This is a genomic window from Sphingomonas cynarae (assembly GCF_039537815.1).
Lineage (GTDB): Bacteria > Pseudomonadota > Alphaproteobacteria > Sphingomonadales > Sphingomonadaceae > Sphingomonas > Sphingomonas cynarae.
In genome coordinates this window covers 652,195-676,335 of sequence record NZ_BAABBF010000001.1, presented here as the reverse complement: position 1 = coordinate 676,335, position 24,141 = coordinate 652,195, and the positions used below count along the sequence as shown (strand labels likewise).

Below are 24,141 nucleotides of genomic sequence, written 5' to 3'. Positions count from 1 at the left end.
CCGTGTGAACTGACCCTAGAGGCATGATGACGATCTTGCCAGTTGGCATGTGAATTTGCCGACTCAGGCGCATTCTCGATGCTCCTGCGCTCGGGAGCCGACAGGCAAGGCGCCGCCAGCGCGGCGATAGGAAGGCTCATAGTGGAAGGGTCGGGTTCCGCCGGAAGCAGCCATTGACGGGCGCTACCCCTAATGGCCGCAATGTCCGACGAACGACCGACAGCAGTCGACCAGAATGCGTTCTTCGCCGACCGGGCTATGAATGGTGGCTTTCGTCAGAACCAGTCATTCGCTCAGTTCGGGGCCACAACGGCTCGCACGGCGACATTGCCGGTTGCAAAGGTGTTTCCACGTGGCATCCTAGGCCGCGGGGGAAGCAATTTTGATGGCATCCAAGGCTCTGACTGCAAAGAAACCCCGTGAGCAAGCGGGCTCGGTGGCCTCACGCGCTTTTGACTTCCAAATGCACGCGTCGATGGCGCGCATCCTCGATGCCTATCAAAACGGCGAAGGGTTCGTTGCCTATTTCGACTTCTTTGACGACCTAATCTTTTTGACCGAAGTCGGCGACGACGCTGAGATCTGCTTTTACCAGATAAAGTCCCGCGCTAGCTCAGCCTGGACACCAAAACGGTTAGCAAGCAGGCCAGAGAAAGGTGATCTGCCTAAATCCATCGTCGGCAAGGCCTATTACAATCTGCACGAATTCGGGGCGCTGGTCCGCAAGGCAGCGATCATCTCGAACCAACACCTGCAAGCCAAATATCCTGATGGCAGCAAGACTGGGCCGGACGATGGAGAGATTTTGCTGTCGGCGTTATCGGCTGAGGATCATGGCGTCTTGGTCGCTGCGATCGAAGCTGATTTTGCTGGAAACATCGATCCACGGCACGCCGAGCTCTTGGTTTATGAGCGCATCGCGCTCGACATGCAGAGCTTCCGCCAGACTCTGCTCGGCATGGTCACCGAGTTTGCGACCGCAATCGGGCCAGAATATGCGGTATCCGCCCAACCGCTTTATCAGGCGCTGCTCAGCGAAATCTCCCGTTGCACCGGGACCGTCGCTTCCAGCGCTAAGAACCTCCCTGAACTCAAGAAGCAAAAGGGACTTGCGGCTTCGGACATCGGAGCTCTGGTTGAGCAAATGAAGCGACGTGGCCGAACGCCGGCCGAATGGTGGCCGACCGTCGAAGCCGAGCTAATAGCCGACGGGTGGAAAACCATTCCGCTGCGCCGCCTATCGCTCGCCTGTCTCGAATATTGGCGGGCCCGCGAACGCGGCGACGCGATTGCCCTCGGTCTCCATCAAGCACTGGCTGAGCTGCTCGCCGCGCACCCAAATCTAGTGGGCGATTCGGTCGTCGGAACAATGGTCGCCTATAAGCTCGCCGGCGAGATATCGGATCCGGTGGGCGAGCCGTATACCGGCCAGGCCGCGCTCGCTGTCGAAATTATGGAGTCGCTCGGATGACGGGCTCCAATGTCACGCGGCTGCGCCGCATCTTGCGATCGCTGAAAGACGCTAGCCATGGCCAACGTAAAATTCGTCGGACTCTTCCTGTTGTCGCAGACCGAGAAACGCGCGTTGAAAGTGCCCTTGAACGCGTCAAGGATCGTCATTCAAGGTGGAAACGGCTTCGGAAAATCGGCGATTCTGAAGAGTATATACGAGACGCTGGGAGCCTTACCTCAGAAGATTGATAGCCGTTGGCGGTCTGCGCACGTATCGAGCGCGTTGGTCTTCGAATATCAGGGCAAGCGCTACACCGCTTTAAAGGCGCTTGGCATGCACGCCTTGTTCGACGCCGATCGCAAGTTGCTGTTCTCCGGTCAGCAGGTGGTGAAGGAGTGGGGTCCGCAACTCGCACGCTTCTTCGGATTCAAGCTGATCATGACCGATCGCGACGGCGAGATTGTCGTGCCACCCCCCTCCTATATGTTCGCGCCCTTCTACATCGATCAGGATATGGGGTGGAATCGGCCTTGGGCATCCTTCCAGGATTTCTACCTTCCTGACAGCGCGCGCACCTTAGCCGACTATCATTCGGGGCTGAGGCCCGATGCTTATTATGAGGCGCGCGCCAACCTCGCGGTCGATCGCATCGCGCTGTCCGAACTGGAAGCAAGTGTCTCGACGCTGCGGGACGCAATCGAGCAGATCCAGCAGATCGATGAGGGCGCCAGCCCTACCTATGACATGGGAGAGTTCCGCGCCGAGGTCGACGACCTTGTTCGGGAAAGTGAGACGCTGCTCAAGCAACAGCGCGAGTTTCGCCGCGACATTTCCGAACTGCACGAGGAAACGCACCTTCTTCAGTCCGAGAAGAGCCTGCTTGAGCGAGCGCTCCGCGAACTGCGCGAGGAGTTCGATGTCGCTGCGGCGCTACCCGACGAGATCGAGTGCCCGACTTGCGGTCAGGGCTATACGAACGACCTCGCCGGCCGCTTTGCACTGATCCAGGACGAGGGCGTGCTAACTGAGGTGATCGGCGCTACTAACATTAAGCTAACCCGAGTCAGAGACGGCGAGCGGCAGAAACAGGCTAAGCTGCACGACATCGAGAAGAGCCTTCGGCGAATAGAGCATATTCTTGCGGTAGAACGAGCAGCCCTGTCGTTCAACGATGTTGTGATCGCCGCCGGTAAGACTGAAGCTGCCAAAATCCTACGGAGTTCATTGGGTGAGAAGGCCGCCGACGCCGCTGATGCGCGCGAACGCGTGGACAAGCATCGAGATACGATGACCAGTCTCACCAGCGCCAAGCGAAGTGGGGAGATCCTGAAATTCTATCGCGCACTACTCGCTAAATATGCATTCGACCTCGATGTTGCGCTCGAGCAGGATGGCGCACAGTCCGTCCACCGTATCCAGGCCGCGCGTGGCAGCGAGGGCCCTCGCGGACTGCTGGCATATTACTATGCGTTCCTGAGAACCCGCGATCAGTATGCTACCGCTACGGCTTTTCCGATTGTGATCGATGCCCCCAATCAACAGGGCCAGGACGCAGTGCACCTGCCGCAGATGCTGAAGTTCATCTTCGCGCAGGCGCCGGCCGCTGCGCAGGTCATCGTCGCCGCCGAGGAGGCGTCGCAGGGTCTGCCGGCCGATGTGGATATCCGATCGTATGGCGTGCAGCGGCGGCAAGTGCTGCGCGAAGCTGAGTTCGGCGAGGTCAACGAAAGGTTTGCGGTATACACTAGGCAACTACTGCAGTGATACTTGATTAGTTCATTGCGACAGCAAGCTTAACGCGGTCGAAATCCGGTTGCCGCTTCCCGTGCTCGAGCATGCATCGGCGCGATGAGTAGTCGATCAAACATGGCCGCCTGATGACTCCGGATCCACTAATGACCGGGTCATCCGAAACCTGACATTCCGTGGCTCGATCGAGAACGACTGGTTTGTCCCAAGCTAAGTCATTCCGGTCGACGCTATCCCCCGTGAACGAGCGACTGAAAGAAAAAGGTAAAAAGAGCCCGTGATCCTGAGTTTCGGTTGACTTGAGATGGCGCAGACACTCTGACTGACGATCAGAACAACGGCCTCTCGCCATGCTTCAGCATGGCAGGGATGACGAGTTCCTCCTCGTCACCAAGATGCTTCAGCAAAAGGTCGAGCAGGATTTCGGCTTCGACGGCATATGCATCTGCCGCTTGGTGAGCCGCCGGCGACGATAACACACCAATCATCTGCCGTGCGTGTTCGACCGTCGCAACCAGCCGCTCGTGGATCAACTCATGGTCTGTCTCCAGCAGATCGAAGCCGATGACGAGACGTTCGTCCAGTTTCCGAAACTTCGGGAAATAGGCATCGTCCTCGATGCGATGATGCTGATCGAGATGCTGGAGAAAGCCGTTCAGCCGTGGGACGAAGGCCCGCTGAAATTCGTCTGCACCAAGTTGCCGATTTCGGAATGCGTCGACGACGCGCGACACCTCGCTGCCTTCATGTCGCAGGCTGGTGTGCACCTGTAGCCAGAAGTCGGCGAGCTGGCCGAAGTTCGCATGCACGCGCCAGTCTCCACGGGGGTAGTCCGCCCGGAGAAAAGCGATGTCGTCAGGCAAACCTGCCCGATCGCCGAGGCGCAGTGCTGGTGGATTGATCATTGCTCCCCTCCTTCCAGCTAAATGGTGGTCGACGCAATCGTGGCTGCCCGCAGACGCTTTCTAAATCCTCGGGGTCTGGTGGCTCGTACACTGCGGTTATACGATGAAGAAATTTCTGCCATTCCATGCCGACCATCCATAGGCTGACCCACTGGTTTGGTGGCCAAGTCTGACCTGCTTCGGGGTAGGTGGACCCCATGAGGTGGCGTTCGATGACAACGAGCGGTTGCCATGCCGCCGCTGCCACCTTCCTCTCCAAAGAACGCGATCGATCGATCTGGTCACGACATCCGTCCGCGCGATGTCGTCGTCGATCTCCCACGGACGATCGCGCTCCTGCCCGGGGAAGCCGACCTGATCGCCAGCATCCTCGGCGATGTGCTGGTCGCATTGTTCGAAGAGGAAGAGGGGAATTCGAAGGGGCAGAAGACGGCAGGAACGCCAACTGCAGGATGAAAGACCATGAGCCGGCCCAAGCGCGCCTACGGATATGTCCGCGTCAGCAGCGATGACGAAGGCGGCAATAACGCCAGCATCGCGGCCCAGATCGCCGCGATCCAAAGCCGAGCCGAGCGCGACAACGTTCAGATCATCGCGATATTCGAGGAGTTGAACGTCTCCGGCCGCAAGCTCCACCGTCGCCAGTTCGACGCCATGGTGGCCAAGGCCACCAGCCAGGAACGGCCCGTGGACATCATCTATGTCTACGCCCTGTCGCGCTATGCCCGACGCCTGCTGACGCAGGTCGTCAGCGATCACAAGCTCGAACAGGCCGGCGTCCGGGTGATCTCGCTGACCGAGGACTTCGCCGACGATGCCAATGGCCGCGTCATGCGCGGCATGATCGGCGTCATGAACGAGAAATATGCGATCGACGCCTCGATCTTCACGCGGAGGGACCGGCGCGGCAACGCACAGGCCGGCTACTTCAACGGCGGCCCCGTGCCGTTCGGCTATCAGGCACGTACCGTCGCGGTCGAAGGCCGCAAGGAACGACGCAAGCTCTTCCTGGTCGAGGAGGAGGCGGCGATCGTCGCCCTCATCTACGATCTGGCTAGGACCGGCCTGCACGGCACGCCGATGGGCACACGCTCGATCGCCGAACATCTGAACGCGCTCGGCTACAGGTTGCGCGGGCGACCATTCTACCACAGCAATGTCGACGGCATCCTGACCCGGCAGCATTATGCGGGTTACTATCTCGACCGCACGGCCGACAGCGCCGGTCGCAAGCCGTCGATCGACGAGAGCATCGTCGTGCCCTGTCCGCAGATCGTGTCGCCCGATATCATCGCGGAGGTCGCCGCCCGCCGCGCGAAGGCAGCACCCAGGGTCACGCCGCCGCGGATCACGAACGGTCCGACGCTGCTCACCGGTATCCTGCGCTGCGGCGCACCGGATTGCGCTGCCGGCATGACGATCCGCACCGGCAAGTCGGGCCAGTATGTCTACTATGCCTGCAATGCGAAGCTCACCGCCGGTGCGGGACGCTGCGGAACGCGCGCGATTCGCCAGGACGAACTCGACGCCATCGTCCTCTCCGTCCTGACCGACCGCATCCTGGAGAGGGAGCGGCTGATCGAGCTGCTGCACGCGGTGCTGGAAAGGTCCGATGCCGCGGACATACAGCGCCTCGAGAATCTCGACCGTGTCCGACGGGAGAAGGTCGCGGCGGAAACGCGGATGCGCCGCTTGCTCGAAATGGTCGAAGAGGGCCTGATGTCCCCCAAGGATACGATGTTCGCGGAACGCCTGGCCCAGCATCGTCAGAACATCGCGCAACTCGATGCCACCGAACGCAGCCTGTCGTTGCAACTCGCACGAGGGTCACGCCGGATCGACCAGGATACCGTCGCCAGGTTCGGGAAAGCGATCTGCGAGCATTTAAAAGGGGACAACCCGGCCCTGCGCAAAGCTTACGTCCGCCTGCTGATCGACAGCGTCAGCGTGAGCAACGATGCCATCTACATCCAGGGGAGCAAAGCTGCGCTCGAAAGCGCGGTCGTCAGAAGCGGCAATGCCGCAATGACCATGGTGCCCGGCTTTGACCGGAAGTGGTGCCGCTTACAGGACTCGAACCTGTGACCCCCGCATTACGAATGCGATGCTCTACCAGCTGAGCTAAAGCGGCCCTCGTGCGCCCGGCGTGCCGGGTCGAGGCGGCGCGATTACCAGCAGTGGGGGCGGCTGACAAGCGGCAAGATCGCCTTCATGGCATCCAGCGTGATCCCCGCTCGTTCAACGTCCTCATTTACGGCGCGTTTACGACAATGAGGCCATGGTCGCCGGACTATGGGGACCCGATCGATGCACCTGCATGCCACGCTGGCCGAATCCGCGCCGCGGCCGACCTTGTCGATGATGCCGCCGCCGGCCGCCATGATGGCCGCCACCACGGCGGGGCCGTTGTTCGATGTGGGCGGGGCAGAGCGGCGGATGCACGCGCGGGCCTATGGCCACTGGGTATCGTTGCTGCACGGGCGACCGCTGCCGTCGATCGACGACGTCGATCCCGCCACGATCGCCGGCTTCGCCACGCACGGCGTGCTGCTCGATTTCACGCAGGACGCCGCCGATCCCCGCATCGCGCATATCGGGTCCGCGCTCCGCGACGAGTGCGGGGTCGACGGGGCGATCACGCAGGTCGGCCAGGTGCCGCCACGCTCGCTGCTGGCCCGACTGACCGATCATCATGGGCAAATCGTCGCGGATCGGGCGCCGGTCGGCTTCGAGGCGGAGTTCGTCGGCACGCGCGGCCGGACGACGCTGTATCGCGGTATCCTGATGCCCCTGTCCTCGCCCGGCGGCGACCGGGTCGACTTTGTCTACGGCGTGGTCAACGGCAAGGAGGTCGCCGATCCCGCGGTACAGGCGCGGCTCGATGCCGAACTGGGCGCGGCGATCATGGCCGATCTGCAGGGCCTGCACGACGCCCCGGTATGGGCGGATGGCCCCCATGCCGGCGACATCGCACCACCGGTCGATGCCGTCCTGACGATCCCGCCCGCCGGCTTCGCCACGACGGAAGACGCACTGGCGACCGCCCGCGATGCTGCGGCCGCGCTCCACACCGCCGATCTGCGCCGCCGGGCGGTACTCACCCGCGCCCTCAGCCACGCCTACGACCTGTCACTGACGACCGCTTCGGGCACCGGCAACGTGGAATCCGGCACGGCGGTGATCGCGCTGGTGTTCGGCGAGGATCACGATCCGGCACAGCGCACCGGCTGGGCGGCGGTGCTCGATCATGCCCGTCGTCATGGCGTCGCTGCCGGCCGGCTGCCCGGCTTCATCGAGGAAGCCGGGGGGATCGACGTGATCGCCGCCGCCGAACGCCGCGCCGCACGCCGCCGGGGTTGAAGCCCCGCCGTGCGCGGCGCATAGATCGCCGCCATGGAGAAGGACAACATCGCAGCTGCGCTTGCCGCCCGGCTGACCATCGGCGCGCTTCCGGCGGAATTGCGCGATTTCGGACCCGAGGAGGTGGCGACCGCTGCCGCCTTCGTCGCGACCACCGGCGCGGTGCGCGCGCCCGGCCAACCGGTGATCGCGCTGGAGCCGATCGCGACCGACGATGTCCGCCGTCGCATGCGCGTCGCGATCGTCAACGACGACATGCCCTTCCTGGTCGATTCGATCGCCGCGGCGATCGTTGGGCTGGATATCGCGATCCACCGCATCATCCATCCCGTCGTGCCCGTCACCCGCGACGACCAGGGCCAGCTGGTCGAGGTCGGCAACGGTGCCGCCCACGAATCGATGATCTATCTGGAGCTGGAGCGGGCCGACGCGCGCGACCGGCGCGAACTGACCGCCGCGCTCGACGCCGCGCTGGCCGATGTGCGGGCCGCGGTGGCGGACTGGGGAGCGATGCGTCAGGCGATGTCGCGCGATGCCGACGCGCTCTGGTCGGGTGAGGGCGCGGCGCTGCTGCGCTGGTTCCTCGACGGCAAGTTCACGCTGCTGGGCCACGAACATCGCGATCTGGCCAGCGACGATGCCGCGCCTGTCGCGGTGCTGGGCATCGCCTGCAACCCGCAACCCCGCCCGATCCTGGCAGAGGCGTCGCGCAAGCTGGCGATCGAATGGTTCGAGGGCGGCGGCCAGTCGCCGCTGCTGCTGAAATCCAACCTGCTCGCGCGCGTCCACAGGGCTGTGCCCCTCGATCTGGTGGTGATGCCGGTGATGGCGGGCGGCCACGTCACCGGCCTGTCGATCCATGCCGGGCTGTGGACCAGCGCCGCGCTTGCCGCCGATCCGCGCACCGTGCCGGTACTGCGCACGCGCCTGACCGCGCTGGAGGAAAAGTTCGGCTTCGATCCTCGCGGCCATACCGGCAAGGCGCTGACCCATGCGCTGACCGCCTTGCCGCACGATCTGGTCGCCGGCTTCGATCCCGATCAGCTGGAGGAACTGGCACTGACCGCGATGTCGATCGCGGATCGTCCGCGCCCGGCGGTGGTACTGGTCCGCTCGCCGCTCGGCCGCCATCTCAACGCCTTTGTGTGGTTGCCGCGCGACGACGTGACCACCGGCCGCCGCGTCGCGATCGGCGAGATGTTCGCCGAAGTGGCGGATGCGGAGGTGCTGAACTGGTCGATCGCGCTGGAGGACGGGCAGGTCGCGCTTCTTCGTTACATGCTCGACCCGCGGGATCCGCGTGCTCCCGCTCCCGATGTCGCGCCGCTCGGCCAGCGGATCGAGCGAATGGTGCGCGGCTGGGTGCCCGATGTCGAGGCCACGCTGGCCGAGACGCTGCCCGCCGCCCGTGCCGCGCGACTGGCGCTGCGCTGGGCCGGGGCCTTCCCGCAGAACTACCGCAACGTGTCGACCGCGGCGGAGGCGGCGATCGATATCCAGCGGCTGGCCGCACTGGAGACGCCGGAGGCGCGCGGCGTCCGCCTGATCCCCGCCGACGGCGATCCGACGGCCGACCGCCAGTTAAAAATCTACAAGCTGGGCGGTGCGCTCGCACTGTCGGATGCGGTGCCAGTACTGGAGAATTTCGGATTCCGCGTGATCGGCGAACTGCCCACCCGGCTGCGCGATCTCACCATCGGGGCGGGCGACGCCTTCGTGCATGATTTCGTGGTCGAAATCCCCACCACCAATACCGATCCCGCCGTGCTGGAGGGCGCGATCGCTGCGGTGCTGCGCAGCGATGCGGAGAATGACGGTTTCAACCGCCTGATCGTCGAGGTCGGGCTGGCGCCATCGTCGGTGCTGCTGCTGCGCGCGTGGTTCCGCTATCTGCGGCAGGCGGGGCTGACCTATGGCCTCGCCACCGTGGTCGATGCGCTCCGCCGCGCGCCTGATGTCGCGCGCGCGCTCGTCGCCCGCTTCGCCGCCGCTCACGATCCGGCCGGGTCGGGCGATATCGAGGCGGGTGAGGCGGCGATCCTCACCGGGCTCGACGCCGTATCGGCGATCGACGATGACCGTATCCTGCGCGCGCTCCATGCCGTGGTGGCGGCGACGCTGCGCACCAACGCCTTCGCCCCCGCCGCATCGGAAGCCTTGGCGTTCAAGCTCGACAGTCACCTGATCCCCGGCCTGCCCGCGCCCGTGCCGTGGCGCGAGGTGTGGGTCTATTCACCGCGGGTCGAAGGCATCCACCTGCGCGCCGGCCCGGTCGCCCGCGGCGGCCTGCGCTGGTCGGACCGTCGCGACGACTTCCGCGTCGAAATCCTTGGCCTGATGAAGGCGCAGCGGGTGAAGAACGCCGTCATCGTACCGACCGGCGCGAAGGGCGGCTTCTATCCCAAGCAACTGCCCTCCCCCGCCACCGATCGCGACGCGTGGCTGGCGGAGGGGACGGAAAGCTACCGCATCTTCATCCGCTCGCTGCTGTCGATCACCGACAACATCGTCGGCGGCGCGGTGGTGCATCCGGCGCATGTCCGCGTGCTGGACGGCGAGGACCCCTATTTCGTCGTCGCGGCGGACAAGGGTACCGCGACCTTCAGCGATGTCGCCAACGCGCTCGCCCTCGAACGCGACTTCTGGCTGGGCGACGCCTTCGCCAGCGGCGGCAGCCAGGGCTACGATCACAAGGCGATGGGCATCACCGCCAAGGGGGCATGGGTTTCGGTGCAGCGCCACTTCGCCGAACGCGGCGTGGACGTGCAGACCGATCCGGTCACCGTCGTCGGCTGTGGCGACATGTCGGGCGATGTGTTCGGCAACGGCATGTTGCTGTCGGAGACGATCCGGCTGGTCGCCGCGTTCGACCACCGCCACATCTTCCTCGACCCGAACCCCGACGCCGCCGTGTCGTTCGCGGAGCGTGCCCGCCTGTTCGCGCTGCCGCGCTCGTCCTGGGCGGATTACGCCGCGCCGCTATCGGCGGGTGGCGGCATCCACAGCCGCGGCGCCAAGCAGATCGTGATCACGCCGGAAGTCCGCGCCGCCCTGGGGATCGAGGCGACCAGCCTCGAACCCGCCGCGCTGATCGCCGCGATCCTGAAGGCACCCGCCGACCTGCTCTGGTTCGGCGGTATCGGCACCTATGTGAAGGCGGCGGCGGAGAACAACGCCGCGGTCGGCGATCCCGCCAACGATCGCCTGCGGGTGAATGCGGGGGACCTGCGCGTCACCGCGATCGGCGAGGGCGCGAATCTGGGCGTCACCCAGGCCGCGCGCATCGCCTTCGCGGCAGCGGGCGGGCGGATCAACACCGACTTCATCGACAATTCGGCGGGCGTCGACTGTTCGGACAACGAGGTGAACATCAAGATCGCGCTCAACCGCGAGATGAACGACGGCCGGCTGGCGGAGGCGGATCGCAACGCCCTGCTCGTGTCGATGACCGACGATGTCGCGCACCTCGTGCTGGAGGACAACCGCCTCCAGACGCTGGCGCTGTCGATCGCCGAGGCCACCGGCGCGGAGGCGACGCCCCGCCACGTTCGCGCGATCGAGATATTCGAGGCGTCGGGCCGGCTCGACCGCCAGGTCGAGGGGCTGGCCGGCAATGAGGATCTGCTACGCCGGGGGCAGGAAGGCCATGGCCTCACCCGTCCCGAACTCGCGGTGTTGCTCGCCACCGCCAAGCTCGCCTTGCAGGACGCGATCGAGAAAAGCGGCTTGGGTCTCGATCCCGCCCTCGCCCCCGATCTTCACGCCGCCTTCCCGGCCGCGATGCGCAACCGGTTCGCCATCGCGATCGACGAACACCGGCTGCGCGGCGAGATCGTCGCGACCAAGATCGCCAACCGCCTCGTCAACCGGCTGGGGCCACTGCCCGCATTCGAACTGGCGGAGGAGGAAGGCGTCGACCTGTCCGACATCGCGCGCATGTTCGTCGTCGCGGAACGACTGTTCGGGCTCGGCACGCTATGGGCGGATATCGATGCCGTCGCGATGCCCGAACCCGCGCGGATCGCGCTGTTCGAGGAAACCGCGCTCGCGGTCCGCTCGCATATCGCTGATCTGCTTCGCATCGCCACCCCCGGCACCCCGCCGCAAGAGGTGATCGACCGGCTGGCGAACGGGATCGCCCAGCTCGACCGACAGACCGATACGCTGTTGCTCGACGAGGTGCGCACACATGGCCAGCGGATCGCCGACCAGCTGGCGGCCACCGGTGCCCCCACTGATCTGGTCGCACGCGTCGTACGGCTGTTCGAACTGGACGGCGCGGTCGGCCTCGCCGATCTCGGCGTCCGGCTGGGGCTGGACGAGGCACCGCTCACCCGCGCCTATACCAGGCTGGGTCAGGCGCTGGGGCTGGACTGGGCGCAGGGCCATGCCACCCGCCTGTCGCCGGGCGATCCGTGGGAACGGCTGCTGGTCGCGGGCCTGGTGCGCGAGTTCGAGCAGTTGCGCCTTGGCTTCCTTGCCCGCACCGCCGGCACCGATCCGCAGGCCGCGATCGAGACATGGCTGACCGACAATGACCGTCGCGTCGGCCAGTTCGCCGCGATGATGGACCGCGCCCGCCTCGCCCCCCAACCCAGTGCGGCGATGCTGGCACAGGTGGCCGGACAGGCACGGGTGTTGCTGGGGCGGTAAGGCGGCGACACCCGCCCCGCTCCCTGCCCCCCGGCGGAGGCCGGGGCCCAGTTGGGAGGGCGACAGTTCGTCATCGCAGACGGTTACCCGACTGGACCCCGGCCCCCGCCTGGTTGGTAGCTTTGGGCGGGTGAAGCATATCTCGGTAACGACCGAGGGGAAGCTGGGCGCGCGGTTATCTGCGGCGAACCGGCTTTGCCGATCTTCTCCGCCCCCATCGCCAACCGATGATGGCTATCGGCACGACCGGAGCCGCCAGTAGCAGCCACCGCAGCGCATCATCGACACCGCGCCCCTGCCAGCGACCCGCCCGTGCGATGGCGGCACCGCCGCGCGTGGTATCGTCGGCCACCTTCACGATCGTCTCGCGACCATGGTCGGTCAGCGTCACCAGCCAATCGGGTTGGCCCGGCCCCGCGCCGGGCCACACCACATGCGATACCTTGCCCCGCGCCACCGCCTGCGCCCGCATCACCACCGTCGCCACGCCTTGCGCGGGCTCGACATTCACCGTGTCGTCAACGGGATCGCCGCGATCCACCGCCAGCACGCGCGCCGTCGGCGGATCGAGCCACACCCGCGATGCCCCCGCCACCACGATCACCGGCCCACCGTCCCGCGGCAGGATCAGTTCGCCGATCCGGTCGTCCGGTCGCAGCCGTGCCCGCGCCGCCGCCGGATAGGCACCGGGCGGCAGCAGCGCCCGGCCCGTCGTCGCGAACCGCGCAGGATGGATCAGCCGGTCGATCGGCGCGGGCCACAGCAGCATGACACCGCCCAGCCACAGCAGCAGCAGCGCGATGATCGACAGCCGCCGGGTGCGATCCCGCTTCCGCTTCGCCTTCCGTTTCGCCGTCCGCGCCATGCTCCGCCGCTGCACGACGGGCGGCCTTGAGTCCATGCGCTTCAGGCGTCGGCCCAGCGCCGCAGCAGATTGTGGTAGATACCGGTCAGTTGCACCACCGCCGCATCCCCCTGCCCCCGGTCGGCGGCGACGGTCTGAACCGCACGATCCAGTTCGAACAACGTCCGCCGCTCGCCATCGTCGCGGACCATCGATTGCAGCCAGAAGAAGCTGGCGGTCCGCTCGCCGCGCGTGACCGGCGTCACCCGGTGCAGGCTGGAGGCGGGATAGAGGACTAGGTGCCCGGCGGGCAGCTTCACCACCTGCGGACCGAACTGGTCTTCGATCACCAACTCGCCGCCGTCATAGGCGGCCGGGTCCTCCAAGAACAACGTCGCCGACAGGTCGCTGCGGATGCGGAAATCGGTGCCGCGCTTCATCCGGATCGCATTGTCGACGTGCAGGCCGAAATCCTGTCCGCCGGCATAACGGTTGAACAGCGGTGGAAACACCTTGAGCGGCAGCGCCGCGGCGACGAACAGTGGCGACCGGCCCAGCGCGTCGAGCACCAGCCCCCCCGCCTCGCGCGCCGCCGCTGAGTCCTCCGGCAATTGCCGGTTGCGCTTCGCCAGTGCCGCCTGCGGGCCGGAGGTGACGTTGCCGTCGACCCACTCGGCCGCGTCGATCAGCGCGCGAACCCGCACCACGCCGGCGGCATCCAGAACATCGGGGATCGCGATCAGCATGATGGACCTTATCGTCTCCTGCCCGCCCCCGACGCCTTCCGGGGGACGGGAACGAGCAGAAGTAGTCGGTTCAGAAGCTGTAGAACAGCGACGCCTGCACCGCCCGCGCATCGCCGGGGGTCGCCCAGCCATTGTTGCGGATCGAGGTGAAATAGCGTTCGTTGGTCAGGTTCTGGACGTTGACCTGCGCGGTGATCCGCTCGACCGGCGACCAGGACAGGAACAGCCGGTGGAACAGATAGTCTTCCGACCGGAAGATCGGGGTCACCGCGGTCGAAGTAAGATTGGTCGGTGCCACCAGCGCCCGGTTATTGAGCAGGAAGCTGCCCTGATAGGTCAGGCCATATCCGATCTGCACCCCGAACGGCAGCTGATAGGTGGTGAACAGGCTGCCCGAATGGCGCGGGTTGTTACCGATCGGCTGCCCCGCCTGCACGTCGGGAATGGCGGCGGTGTTGCCGCACGGGTTGGTGACGGTGACGGTCGTGCCCGTCGTGGTCGTCACCAGCCGCCCCGGATTGGCGAGACAGAAGTCGGACACCGATTGCCGGATTTTGCCATCCAGATAGGTGTAGTTGGCGAAGATCGACCACGCCTTGGTGATGTTGCCCGTTGCGCCCAGCGCGATGCCCTCTACCCGGCTGCGTCCGTCCGTCACCTGCAAGGTGGGGATGATCGGATCGTTGGTCGCCACCCTGTATCCGGTGCGATCGTTGCGGAACGCGGCCGCAGTCAGTTGCAGGCGTCGACCGAACAGGTCGGCCTTCACCCCCGCCTCGTAATTCTTCGCGGTTTCCGGCTGGACGGCGCACGGGTCACCCACCTGTCCGTTGGCGGCGACGATCAGCGTGCCGCATCCGGCGCGCACGCTGGCGGAGGTCGGCGTCTTCGAATTGCCGTAGGAGACATAGATACTGGTGTCCGGCGTCGGCTTGAAGTTCAGCCCGGCACGGTACGAGAACAGCTTCTCGTCGCTTACCTGATCCGCCCCGCGCGCATAGGTGCCCAGCGCCGGCCCCACCACGACCGAGAAAGTGTCTGCGCGGAAATCGACCTTGTTATGCTCGTACCGGCCGCCGAGACTCAGTTCCAGTTGCGGCAGCAGCGCGATCGTGTCGAACGCATAGACGGCGGCATTGGTATTCCCGCCCTCCGACCGGCCGGACGGGATGAAGTTCACCGGGCCGGTATAGACGGTGTTCGGGTTGGTCAGGTCGATCGGCGGTTGTGCCACCGTCGCACCAGCGGCGGTACGCAGCGTGTTGCCAGTGAGGATATGATAATCTTCCCATGCAAACGACGCACCCAAAACGAACGTGTGCGCCAGCCCGAACGTATCGAACGACGCGCGCAGATCGGTCTGGTTGTACAATAGCTGGTTCAGCTGGTTGCGGACGAAGCCGCGCGGACCGGACGGATAATAGGTATTGGGCCGGTTCTGCGCCGTGGCGGTCGCGGTCGCAGCGGGGCAGATCAGCGCGGTTGTGGCGAGCGCGCTGGCCGGCAGCGGCTGAAATCCGTTACCCAGGCAGAAGACGCCCTGGGGCGCACTGGTCGTCGAATCCTGTCGCACGCGCTGCCAGCGGGTCAGGTTGCGGATCGACAGCGTATCGGAAAAGGCATGGGCGAAGCGCGCGGTCGCCTGATCGACCGTGATATCCTGCGCATCGAGATTGCGGATGCCGTAATAGGCGCTGTCGTTGCCGTCGATGCCGGGCAGCGGCCCGTCATTCACCGCGTTACGATAATAGGGGACGCCGTACACCGGTGTATTGTCGTCTTCCTGATGCAGATATTGCAGCGTCAGGCTGGTCGGGCTGTCGATACCGATCGTCACCGACGGCGCCACGCCCCAGCGCCGGTTGCGCTCCACGTCGCGACCGGGGATGCGGTTCTTGTGGCCGACCGCGTTCAGCCGCACCGCGACCAGATCGTTCACGCGGACGTTGCTGTCCAGCGTCGCACGGTAATAACCGTCGCTGCCGATGCCGAACCCGGCCACGGTAAGGTCGGTCGTCTGCGGCACCTTGGTGACGAGGTTGATGTTGCCGCCGACCGAACCGGACCCGCTGAACACCGTGTTAGCGCCGTTATAGACCTCGACCTGTTGCAGGTTGAACGTCTCCGAGCGGCTGTATTGCGCGGTATCGCGCACCCCGTCGATGGTGATGTCGTTGTTCGCGGAATAGCCGCGCAGGTTGATCGAATCGCCATAGCCGCCACCGCCCTCGCCCGCGCCGAAGGTGATGCCGGGTACGGTCTGCAACACGTCGCGCAGCGTCAGCAGGTTCTGCTTGCGGATCGTCTGGTCGCCGATGACGGTGATCGTCTGCGGCGTATCGAGCAGCGCGCGCGTCGCCTTGGGGCTTTCCACCGTCCGCTCCATCTCGCCTGTGACGATGATGTCGTCATCGCGGCTGCGGTCGCTGTCGACGCCCGTCGCGGTGCGGCGCTGCGCATCGGCGGCCGCGGCTGCGGCGATGGCGGCCTTGTCAACCGGATCAGCGGCATAGGCCGGCGCGGAAGCGATGAAACCAACGCATGACAGGGCAAGGAACGACGCGGATGACTTGGACACTGAAAACCCCCTTGAGCTTGAGGGATCAGCTATTGAGAGTCGTTCGCACTGTCAATGCTATTGCGAACCGCTTTCATCATTGTCGCGAATTGTACTGTCCGCCGTCAGGTCCGCGATCAGCCACGTTCGCAGCGCACTGGCCAGATTGGGAGGATCGACGCCGCCGATGCGCAGCGCGTCGATTTGCGCGACCAGCGCCGACAGCGGCAGGGCCCGGGCCGCCGCCGCCGCCTCCAGCGCCTGCCAGAACAGCGGTTCGAGACTGATCGAGGTCTGGTGCCCCGCGATCGTGATCGACCGCTTCACCGGTCCGGCGAACCCACCCACTGGCGTTGCGATCGGGGGGGATGCGCGCATTGCTCAGTCGGTGTCGAACAGGCTCGCCAGCTGTTCGATGATCGTCCCGCCCAGTTGCTCGGCATCCATGATCGTCACCGCCCGCGCATAATATCGCGTCACGTCGTGGCCGATGCCGATCGCGACCAGTTCGACCGGGCTCTTGCTCTCGATCCAGCCGATCACCTGCCGCAGATGCTTTTCCAGATAGCTGCCCGAGTTGACCGACAGCGTCGAATCGTCGACCGGCGCACCGTCGGAGATCACCATCAGGATGCGCCGCTCCTCGGGCCGCGCGATCAGCCGGCTGTGCGCCCACATCAGCGCCTCGCCGTCGATATTCTCCTTCAGCAATCCCTCACGCATCATCAGGCCCAGCGCGGTGCGCGCGCGCCGCCACGGCTCATCCGCCTTTTTATACACGATGTGGCGAAGGTCGTTCAGCCGGCCCGGCTGCGGCGGCCGCCCCGCCGCCAGCCATGTTTCCCGGCTTTGCCCGCCCTTCCACGCGCGGGTGGTGAAGCCGAGAATCTCGGTCTTCACCCCGCACCGCTCCAGCGTGCGGGCGAGGATGTCGGCGGAGATCGCTGCGATCGAGATCGGCCGCCCCCGCATCGATCCCGAATTGTCGATCAGCAGCGTCACCACCGTGTCGCGGAAATCCGTCTCGCGCTCGATCTTGTAGCTCAGCGACTGCCCGGGGCTGGTGACGACACGGGCGAGGCGCGCGGCATCCAGCATCCCCTCCTCCTGATCGAAATCCCAGGCCCGGCTCTGCTGCGCCATCAGCCGCCGTTGCAACCGGTTGGCCAGTTTCGACACCGCCGATTGCAGATGCGCCAGTTGCTGATCCAGATAGCCGCGCAGCCGCGTCAGTTCTTCCGCGTCGCACAGGTCCGCGGCGGTCACCACCTCGTCGAACTGCGTCGTCCATGGCTTGTAGTCGAACTGCGGACCCGTATCGGCCGGGGGCCGATTGGGGCGGACGGGTTGCATCCCCTCCTCGCCCTCGTCGCCGGGTTCGCCGTCCATATCGTCGTCGGGTGCGTCGTCGCCCATCTCGTCGGACTCGCCCTCGTCGCCGTCCGCCTCGCTCTGCTCGCCGCGTGCCTCGACCTCGCCGTCGCTCTGGCCGCCGTCTTCCGCGTCGTCGGTATCGTCGTCCGCCTCGTTCTCGGCCTCGCCTTCCTCGTCGCTGTCGCCCTCGTCGGTCTCGTCGGGCTGCTCCTGCCCTTCGACCAGTTCGAGATCGACCAGCATCCGCGTCGCCAGCGTCTGGAACGCCCGCTGGTCGTCCAGCGCCAGTGCCAACGCGGACAGGTCGGCCTTGTCTGCCACCCAGTCGCGGACCAGCGCCAGTCCCGGCGCGGTCACCGCCGGCGCCTCCCGCCCGGTCAGCGCCTCGCGCACCAGCAGATGCAGCGCAGTGGGCAACGGCACTTCCGCACGCGACCGCGCCCGCGTGATCGGGTCGGCCCGCATCTTGGCATCCAGCGCCTGCGCCAGATTGTCGCCGATCCCGTCATAGCCGCGCGACCCCAGCGCCTCGATCCGCGCGGTCTCCATCGCGTCGAACACCGCGCGAGCCACCGGCTCCGCCGGCGCGCCCCGCTGATGCATCGCCGTATCGTGCAACCGCAGCCGCAGCGCGAACGCATCGGCGAAGCCGCGCGCTTCCGCCACCTGATCCGCCGGCAGCGCCCGCGCCGGCATCGGCACCTTCAGATGCTTGCCCGACTGCACCGGCGCGTCCGCGGTGAAGGCCAGTTCCACCTCCGCCTCGTCCGCCAACGCACGCGCTGCACCGCCGAGTACCGCCTTGAACCGGTCGAGAGGAGTTTCGTTCGCCATCAATCCTCTAATGCCAGTTCGGCAGCCGCACGCGCCAGTGGTACTTCGACCCTCGCAAGGTCAAAAATGATGACAGCGTCAATATAACGATATTCGTGCCGCAGGCGATTGCCCAGCGCCCGCATCTTTACGATCGGCAAATCCGGTCCCAGCAGAACGGCATCGTCAGATTCGATCTGGATCGCGGCCTCGGTGATGCGTTGAGGCAGACACGCAACCGCGAACATGGTTCGCTCATCCGCACGGAACGCGGAAAGGCTCATGCCGTCGATGAACATCGCGATACGATCGACGTCTTCAATGATGTCCTGAAGCCGCAGCGCCGCTTTTCTAGAAAGCATCGATGCAGTCCCGATCGATCTCGGCTTGCAGTCTGGGTCGATCCACCGGTTCCGTCACGATGTTCACCGCGGCGCCTAAACACTGCCGCGACCCGCTCGTCCAGCGTGAAGAAATCCCAGCCGAGCCTCATGTCCGGTCGCAATTTAACGGCAAGATCGAGATCGGAGTCCTCATATGCGTCGTTACGCGCGGTAGAGCCGAACAGCGCTACATGCTCGATCCCCATTGCGTACAACGGTGTCTGATGCGTCCTGAGCTGCGCCACTGCTTCGGTCCGCAACATGACGCGCCGTTCCTCAAGCCTTGCCAACCACGCTCTCCGGCAGATCCTTGCCGAACACGCGCTGGTAATATTCCGCCACCAGCGGCCGTTCCGCCTCGTCGCACTTGTTGAGGAAGCTCAGTCGGAACGCGAAGCCGACGTCCTTGAAAATCAGCGTGTTTTGCGCCCAGGTGATGACGGTGCGCGGGCTCATCACGGTCGAGATGTCGCCATTGACGAAGCCCTTGCGCGTCAGGTCGGCGACGCGGACCATCGCATCGACCTGCTTCTTGCCATCCGGCTTGTCGTATTCGCCCGATTTCGCCAGCACGATCTGCGCCTCGACCGCCGCGGGCAGATAGTTGAGCGTGACGACGATGTTCCACCGGTCCATCTGGCCCTGATTGATCTGCTGCGTGCCGTGATAGAGGCCGCTGGTATCGCCCAGCCCCACCGTGTTGGCGGTCGCGAACAGGCGGAACCACGGGCTGGGGCGGATCACGCGGTTCTGGTCGAGCAGCGTCAGCTTGCCCTCCGTCTCCAGCACGCGCTGGATCACGAACATCACGTCGGGCCGGCCGGCATCATATTCGTCGAACACCAAGGCGGTCGGCGTCTGGAGCGCCCAGGGAAGCAGGCCCTCACGGAACTCGGTCACCTGCTGGCCGTCGCGCAGCACGATCGCGTCACGCCCGACCAGATCGATGCGGCTGATATGCGCGTCGAGGTTGATGCGGATGCACGGCCATTTCAGCCGGGCGGCAACTTGTTCGATATGCGTCGACTTGCCGGTGCCGTGATAGCCCTGCACCATCACCCGCCGATTGAAGGCGAAGCCCGCCAGCACTGCCAGCGTCGTATCCGGGTCGAACACATAGGCGGGATCGAGATCGGGCACGCGTTCGTCCGCCACGGAGAAGGCGGGCACCTCCATGTCGCTGTCGATACCGAACAGGTCGCGCACGCTCGCCATCTGGTCGGGCGCGTCGAGGATCGTCGTCTCGCGCGTGTCGGAAGGCGCGGCGCCGGGGCGGGTGTCGGGGATGTCGGTCATGGTCATGTCGCCTAACGCCTTAGGCGAAGCGACGCTCCCGACTCAACATCGTCGTCTGTCATTATCGCACGACCATCGGGCGAAAGGCGCGGGTTACGGCTGTCGTCGGGAAAACTGTTCCTTCCTGGCCATCATGTCCCGATCCGGGGCAGCACCGTCCGCGCCGCGATGGCAATGCGCGGGCGATCCTGTAGAGCGCGGGCTGTTCTGGGGGGAATCGAACATGACACGAATATCGCGCATCGGGCGCTTGGTCGCGGCCGCCACCTTGGCATGGGGTGCCGGATCGGCCGCGCAGGCCGCATCCCGTGTAACGTTCGATGTCGCGGTCACAGCCTGCGACGTGACCGGCAACGCCGATTGCACCGGCTTCGCACCGTTCCGGTTCAGCCAGACCTATCGCTTCGGCCCACTGACGCTCGACCAGGAAATCCAGACGCCGTCCCAGACCATCCGTCTGCTGTCGGCCACCGGCACCGCCGATCGCGAGCCGGGGCATGACGACCTGGCCGCCGGTTTCGGGCTGGCCGGCGAACTACGCGGTGCCGGCGTGATGCTGGCCCGCACGACGGACGCGGGCAATAACGCCGTCAGTTTCTTCCAGCGGAACGAGATGGTCGTAGGCGACGTGACAACCGGCTACGCCACGGGCATCGGCAATCAGGGGTTCGCGGTTCCGTTCGGCGGTTCGGATGACGCGTTTCTGGCCGCCCTGCTGGCGGGCGGATCGACCTTCGACTTCTTCGCCGGTTTCACGCGCACCGGCGACAGTGATGCGACCGTCGACTTCAGCCGCTCGTTGAGCGGCACCGCCACCGTCGCCAGCTTCGGCGACGATGTCAGTGCGGTGCCGGAACCGGCCGGCTGGATGATGATGATCCTGGGCTTCGGCGCGATCGCGACCGGCTTGCGTCGGCGGCGGCCATCGATGATGCCCGCCACCGCCTGACGCCCCGCCCGCCGGCGTTCACGCGAATGCCGGCGCCTGCCGCAGCTGCTGATAGGCTGCGATCACCTTTTGCAACATGTCCTCATGGCTGCGATCACCGCCGTTGCGATCGGGATGATACCGCCGCACCAGTTCCGAATAGCGTTTGCGCAACGCCGACCGGTCGGCGCTCGCCGCCAGTCCCAGTATCTTCAGGCTCGCCCGGTCCTGCCCGCTCAGCGGCTTGCCATCGGTCCGCTCCGGTGCCGTCTCGCGACGGAAACGCGCGCCGATCGCATCGAGGGGATCGGAAAAATCCGACCAGCGCGGCCCCTGATCGCCGCCGCCCGCCCGTGCGAAGGCACGCGTTTCTCGTTCCCATCCCGCCAGCGGCCGCTGCGCGTGATGAATCTCGTCGGCGGTCATCCCGTCGAAGAAATTATAGCGGCTGTTGAACGCGCGGACATGGTCCAGACACATCCAGCGGAACCTGGGGGGGCCGCCGCCATCGCCCGCGCCTTCCAGTGGGGGTGCGCGGAACTCGCCCGGTTCCGCGCACCCCGGTGCCTCGCATACCCGACCCGTTCCCTCGATCCGGCCGTGAAACCGGGGCGATGGCCGTTCCTTCCTGTCGTTCCGATCCGCCACGTCGCTCCCTGCGCCAAAACCGGCTATATAGGGGCGATGACCAGCACCGCCACCGAACCGCTCGACCGGATCATCGCCGATCGACTGCGCGCCGCGCTCGCCCCGACCCACCTCGCCGTCTCGAACGACAGTGCGCAGCATCGCGGCCATATGGGCGACGACGGCACCGGCGAGACGCATTTCAGCGTGACAGTGGAAAGCGTTGCTTTTGCAGGACTCAATCGCGTCGCGCGGCAACGACTGGTGAACAATGCGCTCGCCGATCTGTTGGCTACCCGCATTCACGCGCTGGCGATCCGCGCCAGCGCCCCGGATGGATGACAGGACGCTGAAAAGGGAGGGGGCCGGAGATGGCGTATGAGCTATGGTACTGGCCGGACATCCCGGGCCGGGGCGAATTCGTGCGGTTGGCGATGGAGGCGATGGGCCTCGACTATGACGATTGCGCGCGCCGGATGGGCGCGGAGGCCCTGATTGCTGACCTGGCGGCACGACGGGGGCGCACTCCCTTTGCCGCGCCCTATCTGGCGAGCGAGGGGCTGGTCGTCGCACAGGTGCCGAACATCCTGATGTTCTTGGGGGAAAGGCACGGCATCGTCCCGTCCGGGATGCGCGACCGGTTGTGGCTGAACCAGATCCAGCTGACCATCACCGACATCGTCGCGGAGGTTCACGCCGTCCATCACCCGATCGCCACCGGCGATTATTACGAGGACCAGCGGGCCGAGGCGATCCGCGCCGCCACGCAGTTCCGCGACGAACGGCTGCCCAAGTTCCTCGACTGGTTCGATGCCGCGATCCGCGACACGCCCGGCGACTGGCTGATCGACCATCACTGGACCTATGCCGATACCTCGCTGTTCCAGTTGGTCGCGGGGCTGCGCTATATGTTCCCGCAGCGCATGGCGACGCTGGAGCCGGACTATCCCGCCATCATCCGCCTGCATGACGCGGTCGCCGCGTTGCCCGGGGTCCGCGCCTATCTGAGAAGCGATCGTCGCCTGCCCTTCAACGAGGATGGCATCTTCCGCCACTATCTGGAGCTCGACGCCGCGTGATTGTACCACGCCGTTCCCGCCCCGCCGCGCGCATCCTGCTGGTCGACGGACGGGGACGCGTGCTGCTGTTCCGGTTCGACCCCGCCGATCGCCCGCCCTTCTGGGTGACGCCGGGCGGCGCGGTCGATCCCGGCGAAAGCTATGCACAGGCCGCCCGGCGCGAACTGGCCGAGGAGGTCGGCCTGTCGCGCGACTGCGGGGCGGAGGTCGCGCGCCGCCAGGTCGAATTCCTGACGCTGGAGGGCGTGGAGGTCGACGCCGACGAGCGCTACTTCCGCGTCGATGTCGACGCGCACGAGGTCGTCACCACCGGTCACACCCCGCTGGAACGCCGGGTCATGACGCAATGGCGTTGGTTCACCCGTGACGAGGTGGCGGCGCATCCCGAACCGATCTTTCCGGTCGACCTGCTCGACCTGCTAGCCGCCACCGACCCGACGGAGATGCCAGCATGACCGATCTCACCCGCATTGCCCTGTCCACCGGGGTCGAACTCGACGTGCAGCTCGCCGGGCAGGAGGATGCGCCGGCGGTGATCCTGCTTCACGGCTTTCCCGAATCGCACCGGACATGGCGCGACATCGTCCCCGATCTGGCACGCGATCACCGCGTCGTGGCGCCCGATCAACGTGGCTATGCCCGCTCGTCCAAGCCGCCGCAGGTCGAGGATTACGCCCCCGACCGGATCGTCGCCGATCTGCTGGCACTGGCGGACGCGCTGGGGATCGGCCGCTTCACGCTGGTCGGGCACGACTGGGGCGGCGCGGTGGCGTGGATGGCGGCGCTCGGCCATCCCGACCGGATCGGGCGGCTGGTAATCGTCAATGCCCCGCATCCGCTGGTCTTCCAGCGGTCGCTGTTCGACGATCCCGCGCAGCGTGCCGCCAGCCAGTACATCACCCGGTTCCGCGACACCGGGCTGGACAAGGGGCTGGTCGGCGCGGGGCTGGAACGCTTCTTCGCGACCAGCTTCGCGCAGCACATCACCGGCGTGATCGGCGGGGCGGACAAGGCAGCCTATCTGGACGAATGGAGCCAGCCCGGCGCGATGACCGCGATGCTCAACTGGTACCGCGCCTCGCAGATCATCGTCCCCGCACCGGGGGAGGAGCCGCCCCGCCCCGCCTTTCTCGACGCCGCCTTCCCGCCGGTGACGCAACCGACGTTGGTGATATGGGGCACGCAGGACAAGGCGCTGCTGCCGGTGCAACTGGAGGGGCTGGACGCGCTGGTGCCCGACCTGACGATCGAATGCGTCGATGCCGGTCATTTCGTACCGTGGCAAAATCCGGCGGCGGTGGCGGCGGCGATGCGGCGGTGGAACATCTGAGCGGTTCCACGTGGAACGTTAATGGAACATCAATACGGCGCGAC

Annotated in this window: 21 protein-coding genes and 1 tRNA gene; 11 read left to right on the top strand and 11 right to left on the bottom strand. The window is 65.9% G+C overall.

Annotation, left to right across the window (positions count from 1 at the left end; genetic code table 11):
- The first annotated feature begins 385 nt into the window (after positions 1-385).
- Entirely contained in the window at positions 386-1,471 is a 1,086-nt protein-coding gene (locus tag ABD719_RS03110) for a dsDNA nuclease domain-containing protein (RefSeq protein ID WP_344691898.1), read from the top strand.
- 57 nt (positions 1,472-1,528) lie between these two features.
- On the top strand, positions 1,529-3,217 hold the full coding sequence (locus ABD719_RS03105) for a hypothetical protein (protein ID WP_344691897.1): 1,689 nt from the start codon (positions 1,529-1,531) through the stop codon (positions 3,215-3,217).
- A gap of 314 nt (positions 3,218-3,531) precedes the next feature.
- Here ABD719_RS03105 and ABD719_RS03100 read toward each other — a convergent pair whose 3' ends face one another.
- Positions 3,532-4,107, bottom strand: a complete 576-nt coding sequence (locus ABD719_RS03100; RefSeq protein ID WP_344691896.1) for a hemerythrin domain-containing protein — start codon at positions 4,105-4,107, stop codon at positions 3,532-3,534.
- A 231-nt stretch (positions 4,108-4,338) separates the two neighbouring features.
- On the opposite strand from ABD719_RS03100, the gene ABD719_RS03095 reads away from it, so the two are divergent.
- A complete protein-coding gene (locus ABD719_RS03095; protein WP_344691895.1) occupies positions 4,339-4,563 on the top strand; it encodes a hypothetical protein in 225 nt (74 codons plus the stop codon).
- A gap of 6 nt (positions 4,564-4,569) precedes the next feature.
- Entirely contained in the window at positions 4,570-6,192 is a 1,623-nt protein-coding gene (locus ABD719_RS03090; RefSeq protein ID WP_344691894.1) for a recombinase family protein, read from the top strand.
- On the opposite strand, the gene ABD719_RS03085 is transcribed toward ABD719_RS03090, so the two are convergent.
- A tRNA-Thr gene (locus tag ABD719_RS03085) sits at positions 6,163-6,238 on the bottom strand. The genes ABD719_RS03090 and ABD719_RS03085 overlap by 30 nt on opposite strands.
- Before the next feature lie 176 nt (positions 6,239-6,414).
- Between ABD719_RS03085 and ABD719_RS03080 the strand changes: the two genes are divergently transcribed.
- Together ABD719_RS03080 and ABD719_RS03075 are read left to right on the top strand one after the other, a co-directional pair.
- Entirely contained in the window at positions 6,415-7,467 is a 1,053-nt protein-coding gene (locus tag ABD719_RS03080) for a PAS domain-containing protein (protein WP_344691893.1), read from the top strand.
- Positions 7,468-7,500: 33 nt separating this feature from the next.
- Complete coding sequence (locus tag ABD719_RS03075; protein WP_344691892.1) at positions 7,501-12,120, top strand: NAD-glutamate dehydrogenase domain-containing protein; 4,620 nt, start codon at positions 7,501-7,503, stop codon at positions 12,118-12,120.
- Between the two features lie 175 nt (positions 12,121-12,295).
- Here the strand turns inward: ABD719_RS03075 and ABD719_RS03070 are convergent, their stop codons facing one another.
- The 8 genes from ABD719_RS03070 to cobS all read right to left on the bottom strand — a co-directional run bounded on the left by ABD719_RS03070 (position 12,296) and on the right by cobS (position 20,133).
- The gene (locus ABD719_RS03070) at positions 12,296-13,000 is read right to left on the bottom strand and encodes a hypothetical protein (RefSeq protein ID WP_344691891.1); all 705 of its coding nucleotides are present in this window, start codon (positions 12,998-13,000) and stop codon (positions 12,296-12,298) included.
- Positions 13,001-13,026: 26 nt separating this feature from the next.
- Complete coding sequence (locus ABD719_RS03065) at positions 13,027-13,710, bottom strand: Fe2+-dependent dioxygenase (RefSeq protein ID WP_344691890.1); 684 nt, start codon at positions 13,708-13,710, stop codon at positions 13,027-13,029.
- A gap of 70 nt (positions 13,711-13,780) precedes the next feature.
- Entirely contained in the window at positions 13,781-16,288 is a 2,508-nt protein-coding gene (locus ABD719_RS03060) for a TonB-dependent receptor (protein ID WP_344691889.1), read from the bottom strand.
- Between the two features lie 57 nt (positions 16,289-16,345).
- Positions 16,346-16,645, bottom strand: a complete 300-nt coding sequence (locus ABD719_RS03055; RefSeq protein ID WP_344691888.1) for a ribbon-helix-helix domain-containing protein — start codon at positions 16,643-16,645, stop codon at positions 16,346-16,348.
- Positions 16,646-16,648: 3 nt separating this feature from the next.
- Positions 16,649-18,475 (bottom strand): cobaltochelatase subunit CobT, encoded by a 1,827-nt coding sequence (cobT, locus tag ABD719_RS03050; protein WP_344691887.1) that lies wholly within the window; start codon positions 18,473-18,475, stop codon positions 16,649-16,651.
- Positions 18,475-18,816: a HepT-like ribonuclease domain-containing protein gene (locus tag ABD719_RS03045; RefSeq protein WP_344691886.1), complete on the bottom strand. Its 342-nt coding sequence runs from the start codon at positions 18,814-18,816 to the stop codon at positions 18,475-18,477. Before ABD719_RS03045 ends, cobT begins: the two co-directional genes overlap by 1 nt.
- On the bottom strand, positions 18,735-19,043 hold the full coding sequence (locus tag ABD719_RS18670) for a nucleotidyltransferase family protein (RefSeq protein ID WP_425567101.1): 309 nt from the start codon (positions 19,041-19,043) through the stop codon (positions 18,735-18,737). The genes ABD719_RS03045 and ABD719_RS18670 overlap by 82 nt, the downstream gene beginning before the upstream one ends.
- 70 nt (positions 19,044-19,113) lie before the next feature.
- A complete protein-coding gene (cobS, locus tag ABD719_RS03040; protein ID WP_344691963.1) occupies positions 19,114-20,133 on the bottom strand; it encodes a cobaltochelatase subunit CobS in 1,020 nt (339 codons plus the stop codon).
- Between the two features lie 223 nt (positions 20,134-20,356).
- Here cobS and ABD719_RS03035 point away from each other — a divergent pair, with 223 nt between their 5' ends.
- Entirely contained in the window at positions 20,357-21,082 is a 726-nt protein-coding gene (locus tag ABD719_RS03035) for a PEPxxWA-CTERM sorting domain-containing protein (RefSeq protein ID WP_344691885.1), read from the top strand.
- A gap of 18 nt (positions 21,083-21,100) precedes the next feature.
- On the opposite strand, the gene ABD719_RS03030 is transcribed toward ABD719_RS03035, so the two are convergent.
- Positions 21,101-21,709 carry a J domain-containing protein gene (locus ABD719_RS03030; RefSeq protein WP_344691883.1) on the bottom strand — a complete coding sequence of 203 codons (609 nt, stop codon included), beginning with the start codon at positions 21,707-21,709 and terminating at the stop codon, positions 21,101-21,103.
- A gap of 36 nt (positions 21,710-21,745) precedes the next feature.
- On the opposite strand from ABD719_RS03030, the gene ABD719_RS03025 reads away from it, so the two are divergent.
- The 4 genes from ABD719_RS03025 to ABD719_RS03010 are packed head-to-tail and all read left to right on the top strand — an operon-like array spanning position 21,746 to position 24,097.
- Positions 21,746-22,030, top strand: coding sequence for a BolA family protein (locus ABD719_RS03025; RefSeq protein WP_344691882.1), 285 nt, complete (start codon positions 21,746-21,748; stop codon positions 22,028-22,030).
- Between the two features lie 29 nt (positions 22,031-22,059).
- Complete coding sequence (locus ABD719_RS03020) at positions 22,060-22,767, top strand: glutathione S-transferase (protein WP_344691880.1); 708 nt, start codon at positions 22,060-22,062, stop codon at positions 22,765-22,767.
- Entirely contained in the window at positions 22,767-23,222 is a 456-nt protein-coding gene (locus ABD719_RS03015) for an NUDIX hydrolase (RefSeq protein ID WP_344691962.1), read from the top strand. The genes ABD719_RS03020 and ABD719_RS03015 overlap by 1 nt, the downstream gene beginning before the upstream one ends.
- The gene (locus ABD719_RS03010; protein WP_344691879.1) at positions 23,219-24,097 is read left to right on the top strand and encodes an alpha/beta fold hydrolase; all 879 of its coding nucleotides are present in this window, start codon (positions 23,219-23,221) and stop codon (positions 24,095-24,097) included. The genes ABD719_RS03015 and ABD719_RS03010 overlap by 4 nt, the downstream gene beginning before the upstream one ends.
- Positions 24,098-24,141: the final 44 nt, after the last annotated feature.

What these genes read in the sequence shown, in the direction of transcription:
- ABD719_RS03110 (WP_344691898.1), top strand. Translation starts at nt 386, where the DNA reads ATGGCATCCAAGGCTCTGACTGCAAAGAAACCCCGTGAGCAAGCGGGC.
- ABD719_RS03105 (WP_344691897.1), top strand. Translation starts at nt 1,529, where the DNA reads ATGGCCAACGTAAAATTCGTCGGACTCTTCCTGTTGTCGCAGACCGAG.
- ABD719_RS03100 (WP_344691896.1), bottom strand. Translation starts at nt 4,107, where the DNA reads ATGATCAATCCACCAGCACTGCGCCTCGGCGATCGGGCAGGTTTGCCT.
- ABD719_RS03095 (WP_344691895.1), top strand. Translation starts at nt 4,339, where the DNA reads ATGCCGCCGCTGCCACCTTCCTCTCCAAAGAACGCGATCGATCGATCT.
- ABD719_RS03090 (WP_344691894.1), top strand. Translation starts at nt 4,570, where the DNA reads ATGAGCCGGCCCAAGCGCGCCTACGGATATGTCCGCGTCAGCAGCGAT.
- ABD719_RS03080 (WP_344691893.1), top strand. Translation starts at nt 6,415, where the DNA reads ATGCACCTGCATGCCACGCTGGCCGAATCCGCGCCGCGGCCGACCTTG.
- ABD719_RS03075 (WP_344691892.1), top strand. Translation starts at nt 7,501, where the DNA reads ATGGAGAAGGACAACATCGCAGCTGCGCTTGCCGCCCGGCTGACCATC.
- ABD719_RS03065 (WP_344691890.1), bottom strand. Translation starts at nt 13,710, where the DNA reads ATGCTGATCGCGATCCCCGATGTTCTGGATGCCGCCGGCGTGGTGCGG.
- ABD719_RS03055 (WP_344691888.1), bottom strand. Translation starts at nt 16,645, where the DNA reads ATGCGCGCATCCCCCCCGATCGCAACGCCAGTGGGTGGGTTCGCCGGA.
- cobT (WP_344691887.1), bottom strand. Translation starts at nt 18,475, where the DNA reads ATGGCGAACGAAACTCCTCTCGACCGGTTCAAGGCGGTACTCGGCGGT.
- ABD719_RS03045 (WP_344691886.1), bottom strand. Translation starts at nt 18,816, where the DNA reads ATGCTTTCTAGAAAAGCGGCGCTGCGGCTTCAGGACATCATTGAAGAC.
- ABD719_RS18670 (WP_425567101.1), bottom strand. Translation starts at nt 19,043, where the DNA reads ATGGGGATCGAGCATGTAGCGCTGTTCGGCTCTACCGCGCGTAACGAC.
- cobS (WP_344691963.1), bottom strand. Translation starts at nt 20,133, where the DNA reads ATGACCGACATCCCCGACACCCGCCCCGGCGCCGCGCCTTCCGACACG.
- ABD719_RS03035 (WP_344691885.1), top strand. Translation starts at nt 20,357, where the DNA reads ATGACACGAATATCGCGCATCGGGCGCTTGGTCGCGGCCGCCACCTTG.
- ABD719_RS03025 (WP_344691882.1), top strand. Translation starts at nt 21,746, where the DNA reads ATGACCAGCACCGCCACCGAACCGCTCGACCGGATCATCGCCGATCGA.
- ABD719_RS03020 (WP_344691880.1), top strand. Translation starts at nt 22,060, where the DNA reads ATGGCGTATGAGCTATGGTACTGGCCGGACATCCCGGGCCGGGGCGAA.
- ABD719_RS03010 (WP_344691879.1), top strand. Translation starts at nt 23,219, where the DNA reads ATGACCGATCTCACCCGCATTGCCCTGTCCACCGGGGTCGAACTCGAC.